The 14,784-nt window shown below is 60.5% G+C and carries 13 protein-coding genes; 1 reads left to right on the forward strand and 12 read right to left on the reverse strand.

Annotated features, from left to right (window positions below):
* Positions 1-16: 16 nt before the first annotated feature.
* The 9 genes from CKW14_RS23335 to CKW14_RS23375 form a co-directional block, all read right to left on the reverse strand.
* On the reverse strand, positions 17-835 hold the full coding sequence (locus CKW14_RS23335) for a phosphoglycolate phosphatase (protein WP_038363360.1): 819 nt from the start codon (positions 833-835) through the stop codon (positions 17-19).
* Positions 832-1,506: a ribulose-phosphate 3-epimerase gene (gene rpe / locus CKW14_RS23340; protein ID WP_095126214.1), complete on the reverse strand. Its 675-nt coding sequence runs from the start codon at positions 1,504-1,506 to the stop codon at positions 832-834. The genes CKW14_RS23335 and rpe overlap by 4 nt, the downstream gene beginning before the upstream one ends.
* Positions 1,507-1,620: 114 nt before the next feature.
* On the reverse strand, positions 1,621-2,769 hold the full coding sequence (locus tag CKW14_RS23345) for an iron-containing alcohol dehydrogenase (RefSeq protein WP_095050322.1): 1,149 nt from the start codon (positions 2,767-2,769) through the stop codon (positions 1,621-1,623).
* Positions 2,770-3,160: 391 nt separating this feature from the next.
* Positions 3,161-3,985, reverse strand: coding sequence for an ABC transporter permease (locus CKW14_RS23350; protein WP_008084123.1), 825 nt, complete (start codon positions 3,983-3,985; stop codon positions 3,161-3,163).
* 12 nt (positions 3,986-3,997) lie between these two features.
* Positions 3,998-5,245 (reverse strand): ABC transporter permease, encoded by a 1,248-nt coding sequence (locus tag CKW14_RS23355; RefSeq protein WP_093441896.1) that lies wholly within the window; start codon positions 5,243-5,245, stop codon positions 3,998-4,000.
* A 198-nt stretch (positions 5,246-5,443) separates the two neighbouring features.
* Complete coding sequence (locus CKW14_RS23360) at positions 5,444-6,487, reverse strand: ABC transporter substrate-binding protein (RefSeq protein ID WP_038363355.1); 1,044 nt, start codon at positions 6,485-6,487, stop codon at positions 5,444-5,446.
* Between the two features lie 48 nt (positions 6,488-6,535).
* A complete protein-coding gene (locus CKW14_RS23365; protein ID WP_095126215.1) occupies positions 6,536-7,660 on the reverse strand; it encodes an ABC transporter ATP-binding protein in 1,125 nt (374 codons plus the stop codon).
* A gap of 352 nt (positions 7,661-8,012) precedes the next feature.
* Positions 8,013-8,642: a response regulator transcription factor gene (locus tag CKW14_RS23370; RefSeq protein WP_093441901.1), complete on the reverse strand. Its 630-nt coding sequence runs from the start codon at positions 8,640-8,642 to the stop codon at positions 8,013-8,015.
* Positions 8,643-8,727: 85 nt separating this feature from the next.
* On the reverse strand, positions 8,728-11,124 hold the full coding sequence (locus CKW14_RS23375; RefSeq protein WP_095050320.1) for a PAS domain S-box protein: 2,397 nt from the start codon (positions 11,122-11,124) through the stop codon (positions 8,728-8,730).
* A gap of 73 nt (positions 11,125-11,197) precedes the next feature.
* Here CKW14_RS23375 and CKW14_RS23380 point away from each other — a divergent pair, with 73 nt between their 5' ends.
* Positions 11,198-12,181 carry an alpha/beta hydrolase family protein gene (locus CKW14_RS23380; RefSeq protein WP_095126216.1) on the forward strand — a complete coding sequence of 328 codons (984 nt, stop codon included), beginning with the start codon at positions 11,198-11,200 and terminating at the stop codon, positions 12,179-12,181.
* A gap of 126 nt (positions 12,182-12,307) precedes the next feature.
* On the opposite strand, the gene CKW14_RS23385 is transcribed toward CKW14_RS23380, so the two are convergent.
* The 3 genes from CKW14_RS23385 to CKW14_RS23395 are packed head-to-tail and all read right to left on the reverse strand — an operon-like array spanning position 12,308 to position 14,764.
* Positions 12,308-13,075, reverse strand: coding sequence for a TerB family tellurite resistance protein (locus tag CKW14_RS23385; RefSeq protein WP_093441918.1), 768 nt, complete (start codon positions 13,073-13,075; stop codon positions 12,308-12,310).
* Position 13,076: 1 nt separating this feature from the next.
* Complete coding sequence (gene murU, locus CKW14_RS23390) at positions 13,077-13,748, reverse strand: N-acetylmuramate alpha-1-phosphate uridylyltransferase MurU (protein WP_095050318.1); 672 nt, start codon at positions 13,746-13,748, stop codon at positions 13,077-13,079.
* A complete protein-coding gene (locus CKW14_RS23395; RefSeq protein WP_095050317.1) occupies positions 13,745-14,764 on the reverse strand; it encodes an aminoglycoside phosphotransferase family protein in 1,020 nt (339 codons plus the stop codon). Before CKW14_RS23395 ends, murU begins: the two co-directional genes overlap by 4 nt.
* Between the last annotated feature and the right edge of the window lie 20 nt (positions 14,765-14,784).

Genomic DNA, 14,784 nt, shown 5'->3' on the forward strand with positions numbered 1-14,784 from the left:
GCCGGCCAGGAACAAGTCAGGCGCGCCAACGCCAGCGGGCCAGGGCCTTGATGACTTTCATCCAGAGTTTGCGAGTGACCACCACGATGGCGTTTCCAGAATGGGATTGAGCAGCGTCGGGCAACGTTATCTCAGCGGCCGAACCTAGGCAACCGGGAATTAGCTTGCGCAGATCGTCGATGACCAGCGCCGGTGATTCTTCGGCAATCGGTCGACCGTGGTTGTAGCCATAGCTCAGCGCCACGCATTTGACCCCCGCCGCTTTCGCCGCCAGCACATCGCTGCGCGAGTCGCCGACGAAGAGCGATTGCGAGGCCGGGATGTTGGCCATTTTCATCACAAAGAACAGCGCTGCCGGATCAGGCTTTTTCTGCGGCAGGGTATCGCCACCGATGATCCACTTGAAGTAGCGGCCGATCTTCATCTGATCCAGCAGCGGCGCGACGAAACGCTCCGGTTTGTTGGTAATCAGCGCCATGGCCACGCCTTGCTTGTGCAGCCACTTGAGAGTGTCGCGCACGCCGGGATAGACCACGGTCAGCTCATGGCTGGCGCCGTAGGCTTGCATGAACACTTCCAGCGCGTGCTCGGCTTCGACGTCATCCACCGCCGAATGATCGATACCACCGGCCAACGCACGGCGCACCAGTACTGGCGCGCCGTTGCCAACCCACTCGCGCACCGAATCGATGCCCGCCGGTTGACGGCCGAGGGAGAGCAGCATGGTGTCCACGGCGGCTGCCAGGTCCGGAACCGAGTCGATCAGTGTGCCATCCAGATCGAACATCACCAGCCGTGGCAGTTTTCCCGGGAACAGCTGCTCAAAACCGCTCATGGGCGCGCCAGCGCCAGTTCGGAACGCATCTTGTCGATGACTTCCTGATAGTTCGGCGCATTGAAGATTGCCGAGCCGGCAACAAAGGTGTCAGCGCCAGCAGCGGCGATTTCGCGGATGTTGTTGACGTTGACGCCGCCATCGATTTCCAGGCGGATGTCACGGCCCGAGGCATCGATGATTGCCCGCGCTTCGCGCAGTTTATCGAGGGTGCCAGGAATGAACTTCTGCCCGCCGAAGCCCGGGTTGACGCTCATCAGCAAGACCATGTCGACCTTGTCGATCACGTACTTGAGCACATCCAGCGGGGTCGCCGGGTTGAATACCAGACCGGATTTGCAGCCACCTTCGCGGATCAGTTGCAGCGAACGATCAACGTGCAGCGTGGCTTCCGGGTGGAAGGTGATGTAGGTGGCGCCGGCTTCGATGAAGTCGCCGACAATGCGATCCACCGGGCTGACCATCAGATGCGCGTCGATCGGCGCGGAAACGCCGTACTTGCGCAATGCCGCGCAGACCATCGGACCGATGGTCAGGTTTGGCACGTAGTGGTTGTCCATGACGTCAAAGTGGACGAAGTCGGCGCCAGCGGCGAGAACGTTGTCTACTTCCTCGCCGAGGCGGGCGAAGTCGGCGGAGAGAATCGACGGAGCAATTACGAAGGGCTGCATGACGCACCTTTTCTGAGCTAAATCACGATGGCGCGCATTGTATACCTCAAGTTTCCAAGCGCGCACCGTGACCGCGATGATTGGGTTATGCCATGACCGATGACCGGCGCTGACTCAATACGCCGCGCGGTAGATCTTCTCGATATCGACAGCACTGAGTTTGCGCGGGTTATTGCGCATCAGCCGCTCAATGCCCGCGGCTTCCACGGCCATCGCCGGGATCGCCTCTTCCGGCACGCCGAAACTACGCAGCCCGGCCGGGATTTCCACGGCCGCGCACAAATCGGTCATCGCTTGCACAGCTTTGTCTGCCGCTTCGGCTGCACTCAAATGAGCGGTCTTCACCCCCATGGCTTCGGCAATATCCTGCATGCGTTCGACGCAGGCCATCTTGTTCCAGGTCATGACATACGGCAGCAGCAACGCATTGCTCACGCCATGAGCGATGTTGAAGCGCCCGCCCAGCGGATACGCCAGCGCATGCACCGCGCCGACCCCGGCGTTGCCGAACGCCATGCCGGCCATCAGGCTGGCGGTGGCCATGTCTTCGCGGGCCTGCAGGTTGGCGCCATTGGCGTAGGCCTTGGGCAGCGCTTTGGCGATCAGCTTGATGGCGCCAAGGGCCAGAGAGTCGGTGATCGGCGAGGCATTCACCGACAGATAGGACTCGATGGCGTGCACCAAGGCGTCGATGCCACTGGCGGCGGTGACACTGCGTGGGCAGGTCAGGGTCATCTGCGGGCTGACCAGCGCCACGTCCGGCAATAGAAAGTCGCTGACGATGCCTTTCTTCAACTGTGCGACTTTGTCCGAGAGAATCGCGACGTTGGTCACTTCGGAGCCGGTGCCAGCGGTGGTCGGAATCGCGATCAGCGGCGGGCCTTTGCGTGGTACCTGGTCAACACCGAACAGATCCTCCAGTGCGCCGTGGTAACCGGCGTATGCAGCAACACTCTTGGCGATGTCGATGGCGCTGCCGCCACCGAGGCCGATCAAACCGTCATGCCCGCCTTCGCGGTAAACACGCATGCAGTCTTCGACGATGGCAATTTCCGGGTCGGGCAGTACGCGATCGAAAATCTCGTAGTCGCGCCCACCGAGTTGCACCAACGCTAGCTCGACGGTGCCGGACTTGACCAGCGCGGCGTCGGTGACGATCAGTGGATTGTCGATGTCCAGACGCGTGAGCTCAGCGGCCAGTTGTTCGATGGCGGCGGCGCCGGTGATCAGTTTATGAGCGATTTTGAACTGGGACAGACTCATCGTACGCAGCCTCTTATAGATGTGGGAGCTGGGCACAAGATTAGCTGGGGATTTGGGGTTGTCTGCTATTCAGGTGGTGAATGGTTGATCGGTTAGAAAATCAAGAGCCCCTCACCCTAGCCCTCTCCCAAAGGGAGAGGGGACTGATCGAGGTGAATGTGAGAGGTACACCGACTTGAGATACCGAGTCGAACTCGGGTTTTGAAAAGCACAACGATCTGCTCCCTTTTCCCCAGAAGGTAAAAAGACTGACCGAGGTGCATGGAGGAGATACACCGACGTGCGATACCAAGTCGGATTCAGGTTTTGAAAACCATGAAGATTTGCTCCCTTCCCCCTCGCCCCCATGGGGGAGAGGGTTGGGGTGAGGGGGTGGCTTTTGACCTGGCCCTTAAACCTGAGCCGTACGCAGTTTTTCGCTACGCCCGCGCAGCCATTCCAGGGTCAGCAGCAAAATGACGGAGAAGGCGATCAGCAACGTGGCAGCAGCGGCAATCGTCGGACTCAGGTTCTCACGAATCCCGCTAAACATCTGCCGAGGCAACGTCGCCTGCTCAGGCCCGGCGAGAAACAACGTCACCACCACCTCATCAAACGAAGTCGCAAACGCAAACAGCGCCCCGGAAATCACCCCCGGCGCAATCAGCGGCAAGGTCACCCGGCGGAACGCAGTCAACGGCGATGCACCCAAACTCGCCGCCGCCCGCACCAGATTATGGTTAAACCCCTGCAACGTCGCCGACACCGTGATGATCACAAACGGCACACCCAGCACCGCATGCACGACGATCAATGAGAAGAAGCTGTTACCCAACCCCAACGGCGCGAAGAACAGATAACTCGCCACGCCGATGATCACCACCGGCACCACCATCGGCGAAATCACCAGCGCCATCACCAGCGCTTTGCCGGGGAAGTCACCGCGAGTCAGACCAATCGCCGCCAGCGTACCGAATATCATCGCCAGCACCGTCGCCGCTGGGGCAACAATGATGCTGTTCTTCAGTGCGCGCATCCATTCCGCCGAGGCGAAGAAGTCGTGGTACCACTGCAGCGAGAAACCCTGCAGCGGATAGACCAGAAAACTCCCCGAGTTAAATGACAGCGGAATAATCACCAGCACCGGCAGAATCAGGAACAACAGAATCAGGCCGCAGAGGATCCGCAGGCTGTAGAACCACACCCGTTCAATGGGCGACATGTAAGGACTCAGCATTTCGAATTCCCCTTAGCTCAGGCGCAGGCGACTGGCGCCGACCAGCCAGCTGTAAATCAGATAAAGCACCACGGTCGCCAGCAGCAACAGCCCGCCCAGCGCGGTGGCCATGCCCCAGTTGATGCTGGTGTTGGTGTAGAAAGCGACGAAGTAGCTGACCATTTGATCGTTCGGGCTGCCGAGCAGCGCCGGGGTGATGTAGTAGCCGATAGCGAGGATGAACACCAACAGGCAACCGGCGCCAACACCGGCGTAGGTCTGCGGGAAGTACACCCGCCAGAAACTGGCGAACGGGTGGCAGCCGAGGGAAATCGCCGCGCGCATGTAGGTCGGCGAGATGCCTTTCATCACGCTGTAGATCGGCAGGATCATGAACGGCAGCAGAATGTGCACCATCGAGATGTACACGCCGGTGCGGTTGAACACCAGTTCCAGCGGTTTATCGATGATGCCCATGGCCATCAGCCCACTGTTGATCAGACCGCCCGATTGCAGCAGTACGATCCACGCGGCGACGCGCACCAGGATCGATGTCCAGAACGGCAGCAGCACGAGGATCATCAGCAGGTTGCTTTGCCGCGACGGCAGGTTGGCCAGCAGGTACGCCAGTGGATAAGCCAGCAGTAGGCAGATCACGGTGATGACCAGACCCATCCAGAAGGTGCGGGCGAAGATGTCGAGGTAGATCGCCTGATCCGGGGTGGCCGGGGCGATTTCGCCGAGGTCGTCGATACGGTGATCGACCGCTGCCAGCAAGTAGTAAGGCGTGATGCTGCTGGTGTTGCGTTTGACCGCTTGCCAGTAGGCCGGGTCGCCCCAACGCTCGTCGAGGCCTTCCAGTGCTTCTTTATAGGAGGCCGGTTCGCTGGCGAACGGCAGCGCCCGGGCGGTTTTGGTCAGCAGGCTGCGATAGCCGGCCAACTCCATGTTCAAGCGCTTGGACAAATCGCCCAGCGTCTGGTTTTTACGCGCTTCGGCGAGGTCTTCGCCAGCGGCTTTGTAGACCGGTTCAGCGGGCAGGCCACGGCCGTCCCAACTGGCGATGGCCGCCACGGTGCGCGGCATGCCGCCGACCACTTCGGGGTTGCCGACGCTTTTGTAGAGCAGCGCCACGATCGGCACCAGAAACACCAGCAACAGAAACAGCACCAGCGGCGCAATCAGCGCTTGAGCCTTCCAGCGGTTGACCCGCTCGGCGCGCTTGAGCTTCTGCTTCAAGGTGGGGCTGGTGCCCTCGTTCAGGGGAACGGCGATGGCCATGACGTACTCCGCAAATCTTTGATCGTTACAGAGGTGGCGAACGCTACCTCGAACTTTGGGTACTGATCGTTCCCACGCTCTGCGTGGTAACGCATCCAGTGACGCTCTGCGTCACAGGGACGCGGAGCATCCCGGGCGGCATTCCCACGCAGAGCGTGGGAACGATCATCCGGAAAGCCCTCGGTCCGTATGCTCGGGTTACTTCGCAGCCCAGGAATTGAAGCGCTGCTCCAGTTGCTCGCCGTTGTCAGCCCAGAAGCTGACGTCGATCTGCACCTGGTTGGCGATGTTTTCCGGGGTGGTCGGCATGTCTTTCAGGACGTCCTTGGCCAGCAGAGGCACAGCCTGGGTGTTGGCCGGGCCGTAGGCGATGTTTTCCGAGTAGGTTTTCTGCTGCTGCGGCTGTACCGAGAAGGCGATGAATTTCTTCGCCGCTTCGGCGCGCTTGGCGTCCAGACCTTTCGGGATGGCCCACGCGTCGAAGTCGTAGATGCCGCCGTTCCACACCACTTTCAGGTTGGATTCTTTCTGCACCGCCGCGATGCGACCGTTGTAGGCCGAACTCATCACTACGTCACCGGAAGCGAGGTATTGCGGCGGTTGTGCGCCCGCTTCCCACCATTGGATGCTTGGCTTCAGCTCATCAAGCTTCTTGAACGCACGATCCTGGCCACCCTTGCTCGCCAGCTCTTTGTAGACGTCTTTCGGCGCCACACCGTCGGCCATCAGCGCGAATTCGAGGGTGTACTTGGCGCCTTTGCGCAGGCCACGTTTACCCGGGAACTTCTTGGTGTCCCAGAAATCGGCCCAGCTGGTTGGCGCGGTTTTCAGCTTGTCGGCGTTGTAAGCGAGCACGGTCGACCACACGAAGAAGCCCACGCCGCATGGCTGAATCGCGCCTTTGACGTAGTCTTCAGTCTTGCCGAACAGTGCCGGGTCGAGTTGTTCGAACATGTCTTCGTCGCAGCCACGGGACAGCTCTGGCGATTCAACTTCGACCAGATCCCACGACACGCTCTTGGTGTCGACCATGGCTTTGACCTTGGCCATTTCGCCGTTGTATTCGCCGGCGACGATCTTGCCGTTACCTGCCGCTTCCCACGGTGCATAGAAGGCTTTGACTTGCGCCGCCTTGTTCGCCCCGCCAAACGACACCACGGTCAAATCCGGGCCAGCGGCCATTGCGCTTGCCGCACCCATCAGGCCCAGGGTCAGGGCGGTGAACTTCAGGGATCTCAACATTTATTGTTCTCTCCACGTGCAGGGTTGGTGTTGGTATTGCCGGGGCGATCAGTTCGCCTCTAGAAGAGGATCGAGTGCGCGTACGTGCTCGACCTGCCAGCCAAGCGGAACCACGTCACCGACTGCGAGCGCGGGATCGAGCTCGGCAATCGGCTGTTTCACGAAGAAGTCGGTCTTGCCGCAGACTTCCAGGCGCACCCGGACGTGGTCGCCCAGATAGATGAATTCCGCCACCCTCCCTGAGAAGCGGTTAACGCATTGATCGCTCGAACCGTTGAGGCTGACGCGCTCCGGACGGATCGACAGGGTCACCGGTTCGCCGGTCTGGCCGACATTGACCGCCAGCGCCTCGACCTTTTCGCCACGGCCCAACTCGACCACGCAGCGCTCGCCGCTCTGGCTGAGCAGACGACCGTTGAGGCGGTTGTTCTCACCGATGAAGTTGGCGACGAAAGTGTTTTTCGGTTCTTCGTAGAGGGTGCGCGGTGGGGCGATCTGCTGGATTTCGCCTTGATGGAATACCGCAACGCGGTCGGACATGGTCAGCGCTTCACCCTGATCGTGGGTCACGTAGACCACGGTCACACCGAGGCGCTGGTGCAGGTGCTTGATTTCCATCTGCATGTGTTCACGCAGCTGTTTGTCGAGGGCGCCAAGAGGTTCGTCCATCAGCACCAGTTGCGGTTCGAACACCAGCGCACGGGCCAATGCCACACGTTGTTGCTGACCGCCGGACAGTTGCGCCGGATAACGCGAGGCGAACGCGTCGAGCTGAACCATGCTGAGGACTTTTTTCACGCGGTCACTGACATCGCTTTTGTTCAGGCCACGGACGGTCAGTGGAAACGCGAGGTTTTCCGCAACGGTCATGTGCGGGAACAGCGCGTAGTTCTGGAACACCATGCCGATGTCGCGCTTGTGCGGCGGCACGTTGTTGATCGAGCGCCCGGCCAGCAGAATCTCGCCAGCGGTCGGTGTTTCGAAACCGGCGAGCATCATCAGGCTGGTGGTCTTGCCGGAACCGGACGGCCCGAGCAGGGTGAGAAACTCGCCTTTGCGGATGTCCAGGTTGAGGTCTTTGACGATCAGGTTCTCGCCGTCGTAGCTCTTCTGCACTCCACGAAAGCTGACCAGCACATCACTGGCCCCTGCGTTTGTTTCGACCTGGCTCATACCCACACCTTTGTTGTTGATGACTGCTTGTGGATTAAGCCTAGTGGTTGCTGACAGGCGCGCAAATCGGGGCGCAGGAGAGAATCGCCTCAGCCGGATGGAAGGTTGGGGGTAGGGATTGCCCTACAAGGATGGCGCTAATGGATAAGGCAGTGGCGAGGGTTGAGCTGCAAGCTGCAAGAACAAGCAAAAGCGCGTGTCGCTAACAGATATGCTCAAAATTTCTGGCGCTATGGAGATCCCCTGTAGGAGTGAGCCTGCTCGCGATAGCGGTGGATCAGCCACCACAGCAGTGAATGATCCACCGCTATCGCGAGCAGGCTCACTCCTACAGTTTTGATCGCGGTGATCTTTAGAGGAGTTTGTGTTCCATCGCGTATTTGACCAGTTCGGCCAGCGAGGTGATGTTGAGTTTCTGCATCAAACGCGCCTTGTGGGTGCTGATGGTTTTGCTGCTCAGGGCCAGTTGCTGGGCGATGTCGTTGACGTTGGCGCCTTGGGCCAGGCGCTCGAACACCGAGAATTCGCGCTCCGACAGCAACGAATGCAGCGGCCGCGCATCGGTCAGGCCGACTTCGAAGACCATGCGATCCGCCAGATCCGGATCAATGTAACGCCCACCGGCCGCGACCTTGCGAATGGCGGTGAGCAACAACGCCGGATCACTGTCCTTGGTCGCATACCCGGCAGCGCCAACCTTCAGCGCCCGAGCAGCCATCTGCGCTTCGTCATGCATCGACAGCACCAGAATCGCTGGCGGATTGTTCAGAGCACGGATGCGCGGGATCGCTTCGAGGCCATTGACGCCGGGCATGGAGATGTCGAGCAGCACCACTTCGCACGGCACATTGCGCAGGGTTTCGAGCAGTTGCTCACCATTGCTCGCCTCGCCCACCACTTGCAGATCCTTGGCCAGGCCAATCAATTGCTTGATGCCTTCGCGGACAATGGTGTGGTCTTCGGCTACCAGTACACGGATCAAATCTTTTCTCCAGATTTCAGGTACACACCAATCCCTGTGGGAGCGAGCCTGCTCGCGATAGCGTCAGCCCAAACACCACAAACCTTCAAACCTCACTCACCGGCACCCGCACCACCAGACTGGTGCCCTCCCCCGGCTCACTCTCCAGCGTCAGCCGCCCGCCCATGATCAGCACCCGCTCACGCATGCCCACCAGCCCAAACGAAGTCGGCCGACCGGCAGCAGCGACGAATCCTACGCCATCATCGGCGACCGTCAGACACAATTCGTCGCCTTCCAGCGCCAGCGTCAGTTCCACAGTATGCGCCTGGGCATGGCGCATCACATTGGTCAGCGCCTCCTGCAGGATCCGGAACAGGCCAATCGCCTTGGCATCACTGAGCGCCGGCAGATTGTCCGGCACCTGCACCAGGCATGGAATCTGCGTACGCGCCTCGAACCGCCGCGCCTGCCACTCGATTGCCGACGCAATCCCGGCATCGAGAATCGGTGGTCGCAGCGCCGTCGCCACATCACGCACCAATTGAAATAACTGCGCGATCAGGCGCTTCATGCTGTTCAACCGTTCGTTCAGACCGGGATCGAGTTGCGCGTAGGCCAGTTCGCACATCGATGTTTCCAGTTTCAGCACCGTCAACATCTGCCCCAACTCATCGTGAACCTCGCGGGCAATTCGCGCCTTCTCTTCTTCACGCACGCTTTCAAGGTGCGCCGACAGTTCGCGCAGTTGCTCGCGGGAGGCCGCCAGTTCCAGCTCGATACGCTTGCTCTCGCTGATGTCCCAGACGATGCCGTCCCACACGTACGCGCCGTCCTCCAGTTGGCGAGTGATCGCTTTGATCTCGGCCCAGCGCTGCTCGCCCTGACGCGTGAGGATCCGGCCTTGCCATGACCAGTCACTGTCGGTGTCCAGCGCCTGATCCTGAGTGCGGTGATAACTCGCCTTATCTTCGGGATGCACCAGGCTGCGCAGGCCCATGTCGCGATGGGCAATGGTGGCCGGGGCATAACCGACCAGACTTTCGCTGCCCTCGCTGATGTAGGCAAAGTCGATCTGCCCGGTCACTGGCGCCCGCTCCAGACGGAACACCAGCCCCGGCACATTCGCCGCAATGCCTTGCAGACGCGCCTCGCTTTCCTGCAACGCCGCCAGTGCACGGCGGCGCTCGGTGACATCCGTGAGGTAAACCACCAGGTATTCGCTGTCACGAAAGCGCAGGAAACTCAGCGACACGTCCGCAGGCAAAACACTGCCATCGGCGCGCACGCAACTGGTTTCGAAACTCAGCGGCCCTTCTTCGCTGGCCCGCGCGCGCTTCCACAGATTGAGCCAGCGATCCATGTGCAGTCCCGGCTCGAAGTCGATCAGGGGACGCTCGATCAATCCGCCTGAGGGGTAACCGAGCATGTTTTCCGCCGCACGATTGGCGTAGCGCACATGGCTGTCCCAATTAACCCAGAGGATGCCGACGGTGCTTTGATCGATGGAGAACTGCGTCAACCGCAGCGCTTCTTCGCTGGCTGCGCGCAAGGCGATGTCTTCCCGGGCGGCCAGCAATCGCTGCTCAAGGCTGTGCTGTTGGCGGCGCTGCCAGAGCACGATCGCGACACAACTGAGCAGGATCACCGCAAACAACAGACTGAGGTTCTGCCAGAAGCCGGGCGACTCCGACAGTCGCGGGTATTTCGGTTGCAGCCATTGGTTGTGCAGTTGCTCCAGATCTTTGGCCGGGATCGCGCGCAAAGCACTTTGCACAATGCCGGCCAGCTCCGGCCAATCGCGGCGCGAGCCGACTCGCAGCAGTTGCGGCAGGCCGATATCGCCCACCACCACCAGTTCGGCGAACTCCGGCTCTACCGACAACCGCCCGAGTTGTGCCTCGTCGACCACGGCGTAGGCGGCCTGCTGCGTCAACAGCAACTGCAAGGCTTGACGCTCTAGCGGCACGCCTTGCAGGTTCAGGTGTGGATAGTTGCTGCGCAGATAGTCCGCGGTGCTGCTGGGCATGCGCACGGCGACGCGGACCTGGCTGTCGAGTTTCTCCAGATCGACCACGCCACTGGCCTTCTGCTCACTGACCACCAGTTGCGGCACGCGCATGTAGGGATCGGAAAACTGCCACAGACGCAACGCACTCGGGGTTTGACTCAGGCCCGGAGCGATATCGATCTCGCCCTCGCGCACGGCGGTTTCCAGTTGTGCGAGATCCTGAAAGTTACGCCAGCTCAGTTCGACATTGAGCGTCTTGGCCAACAACTTCATCAGTTCGACGTTAGCCCCGGACAGCCGCTGCAAACGCCGGTCGTATTGCGCATACGGTGCTTGCAGGACCAGACCGACGCGCAGTTCATTGTGCTGCGCCAGCCATTGCTGCTGGCCCGCCGACAATTGCGCAACGTGGGCCGGGGGCGCAGGCGCCGCCCAGCCCATCAAGGGAAACCACAAACAGCCGATAACCCACAGGCAGCAAAATCGCTTCATTGAAGTCTCATACACTGACAAATTCTGACCAACCCATTAGGCTGCCGGGATACTTTCTGGCCTGGAATAACCGATGCCCTCTGTTTACCGCCTGGCAATGCCAGCATTGTGCCTGTCGCTGATCCTGCCCTGTGCGTTTTCCGTCAACGCCGCCGACCCCACTCCTGCGGCGGAAAAACCGGCAGAAGAAAAACCGGCCGAACGCCAGCCACTGCTAGAGCGTAGTCAGGAAGAGGCCGCCGCACTGGAACGTAAAGTCCCGGCGCAAGAACAGCAACAATTGCAGGCCGGCAGCGACAGCTTCCTCGCCCTGTGGAAACCGGCCAACACCGCCGAGCCCAAAGGCGCGGTGATCATCATCCCTGGCGCCGGCGAAACCGCTGACTGGCCGCAGGCAATCGGCCCATTGCGGCGCAAACTGCCGGATGCACAATGGAGCAGCCTGAGTATCACCCTGCCCGACCTGCAAAGCGACGCCATCGCACCGCGCGTGGTTGAAGCGCAGGTTGCGCCGAAAGCACCGGAGTCAGGTAGCAAGGACTCCACCACCGCGCAGCCAATTGAACAAGCCGCTGGCGGTGAAGCCGAAGTGGCGGATCAAGTGGTCGCCGAAAACACTGAAGAACAATCCAAGGCTGACGCCGAACGCATCTTCGCGCGCATCGACGCAGCGATTGCCTACGCCGAACAGCAGAGCGCACGCAGCATTGTCGTGCTCGGACACGGCACTGGTGCCTATTGGGCCGCGCGATACCTGAGCGAGAAACAAACGGCGCAGGTAGAGAAATTCGTCATGGTCGATGCACAGATGCCAGCCAAGGCCAAACCGCCACTGGCCGAGCTGACGCCAACCCTGAAGCTGCCGACCGCAGATATTTTCTACATGGACAAGCCGCTGGATCGCAACGCCGCGCTGGAGCGCATGCAGGCGAGCAAGCGCTTGAAGACTTCGGCGTTCAGCCAAGTGGCGCTGAGAGCCTTGCCAGACAACAAGGCTGAGCAGGAACAGTTGTTCCGCCGGGTGCGTGGCTGGCTGAATCCGCAGAACACAGACTGACCGAATAAGACCGAGGCGCCTTCATTCGCGAGCAAGCTCGCTCCCACAATGGATTGTGTACACAGATCCAATGTGGGAGCGAGCTTGCTCGCGAAGGGGCCATCACCGCCAACACAGCTCTAACGACTAGCGAAAATCCCGCCGCTCACGAATCAACGTGTAAGCATTGTGCAGCTCCCGGGTTCTATCAGTCGCTTCACGCACCTGCGCTGGCGTCGCCCCCGTTCCGGCAATCTTGTCCGGATGATGACGACTGAGCAGGCGCCGATAGGCCCGCTTGATCTGCGCCGGCTCACTGGACGCCGACACGCCCAATAAACGCATCGCCTCCTGATAGCTCACTGCAGCACTGACGATCGGACGCTTGCCCGGTTCGTAATCACTGGCCAGCGCCTGCACCTGATGCGTTGTCCAGCCCAGCCATTTGCCCCACTGCGCCAACAATTCACGCTCGCTGACGCCGGCACGACCATCGGCCCAGACCATCCGCCAGCACGCACGCAAGACACCCTCGGCCGCATGGGGCTGCGCGCTCAAGCGCCGCAGATAACCGCGCAGATTGTCATTTTCAGACTTGCCACGGTTGAATGCCGCGATGGCACGGCGCGTTGCCGGCTCACTCATCTCCAGCGCACGCATCTCGTTGCGCGCCTGCTGGATATGCCCGTCGGTAACCCGACCATCACTCTTGGCCAGACGCCCGAGCAACACAAACAACAGTTCGTCGTTGCGCAGCATCGGCCGACCGCCGAGTTTTTCCCGCAAGTGTCCCCAGCTCTGCAAGTGCAGACGCCGATCCAGCGCCTGCCCCAACAATGCCCCAAGCATGGCCCCCGGAATGCTGGCGATTGCAAAACCCGCTCCGGCTCCAATCAGAGTCCCTGGCCACAACATGTCAGCGACTCGCTTCTATCAAGGTTTCTGCTTCGGCCAGACGCTCATGCGTACCAACATCGACCCAGTGCCCTTTCAGGCGCTCGCCACTCACTTCGCCAGCCGCCATGGCTTTGCGCAGCAGCGGTGCCAGCTTGAACGCGCCGTCGGTGCAGCCATCGAACAGTTGCGGATGCAGCACAGCGATGCCGCTGTAGGTCAGGGTTGCAGCATCAGGCTGGCCATCGATCACCTGGCCGTCGGCCAACGTGAAATCACCGTTCGGGTGATGCGTCGGGTTGTCCGCAAGGACCAGATGCGCGAGTCCGTTGATCGGCTGGTGCAGGACGCTGAAGTCATAATCGGTCCAGATATCACCGTTGACCACCAGGAACGCATCATCGCCAAGCATCGGCAGCGCCCGGAAAATCCCGCCGCCGGTTTCCAGTGGCTCACCTTCGGGCGAGTACTGAATGCTCACACCAAATCGCGAGCCGTCACCCAGATAATCCTCGATCTGCTGACCGAGCCAGGCGTGGTTGATCACGATCTCGTTGAATCCTGCGGCCGCGAGGGCGCGCAGGTGATATTCGATCAGGGGAACACCGCCGGCACGCACCAGTGGTTTCGGCGTGGTCAGGGTCAGCGGACGCATGCGCTCGCCTTTGCCTGCCGCCAGAATCATTGCCTTCATGCTGTTGCTCCACCCCGCAGGCTGGTGAACAGCGCTTGCAGTTCGGCCAATTCCGGACGTCGCGCAATCACCGCTTCTATATAGGAGAAGAAACGTGGCACGTCGGCCAGGTAACGCGGCTTGCCGTCACGGTGGCAGATGCGCGCGAAGATGCCGATGACTTTCAAATGGCGCTGCACGCCCATCAGATCGCTGGCGCGCAGGAAGTCTTCAAAGTCGGGCTGCACTGGAATGTTCAGCGCCGATGCTTGCTGCCAGTAATTTTCCAGCCAGCCGTGCACGCGCTCTTCGGGCCAGCTGAGGAAGGCGTCCTTGAACAGGCAGGTCACGTCGTAGGTCACCGGGCCATAAACCGCATCCTGGAAATCCAGCACGCCGGGATTCGGTTCGCTGAGCATCAGGTTGCGGGGCATGTAGTCGCGGTGTACCAGCACTTTGGGTTGAGCGAGTGCGCTGTCGATCAGCAGATCACTAACCTGCTGCCACTGCTGTTGCTGAGTCGAATCGAATTCGACACCGAGTTCACGCTTCACATACCACTCAGGGAACAGTTCCAGCTCACGGCGCAGCAAGGCAACGTCGTAGCTCGGCAACGGTGCAACCATCGGCAACTGCTGAAAAGCCAGCAGCGCTTGCAAGGCATCGGCGAACAATGCGTCGGCATTTTCGCCATCGATCACGTCGAGATAGGTCTGGTTGCCCAGGTCATTGAGCAAAAGAAATCCGCGCTCGAGGTCCTCGGCATAAATTTTCGGCACATTTATTCCGGATTTCGCCAGCAAAAAAGCGATATCCACGAACGGTTTGCAGTTTTCCTGGGGGGGCGGCGCGTCCATCACGACGAAGCTGCGCCCCTCGCCTTCCCAGCGGAAGTAACGGCGGAAACTCGCGTCGCTGCTGGCCGCAGTCAACGTGGCCGGGGGCACGGTGCCCCAGCCCTGATCTGCAAACAGGATTGCCAACTGCTCATCGAGCCAAACTTTCAGGTGTTGCAAGCGTACATCTTGGTCAGGCATTGCAAGGGTCTCCGACGGCG

Origin of the sequence: Pseudomonas sp. Irchel s3a12 (assembly GCF_900187485.1) — a bacterium.
GTDB lineage: Bacteria > Pseudomonadota > Gammaproteobacteria > Pseudomonadales > Pseudomonadaceae > Aquipseudomonas > Aquipseudomonas neuropathica.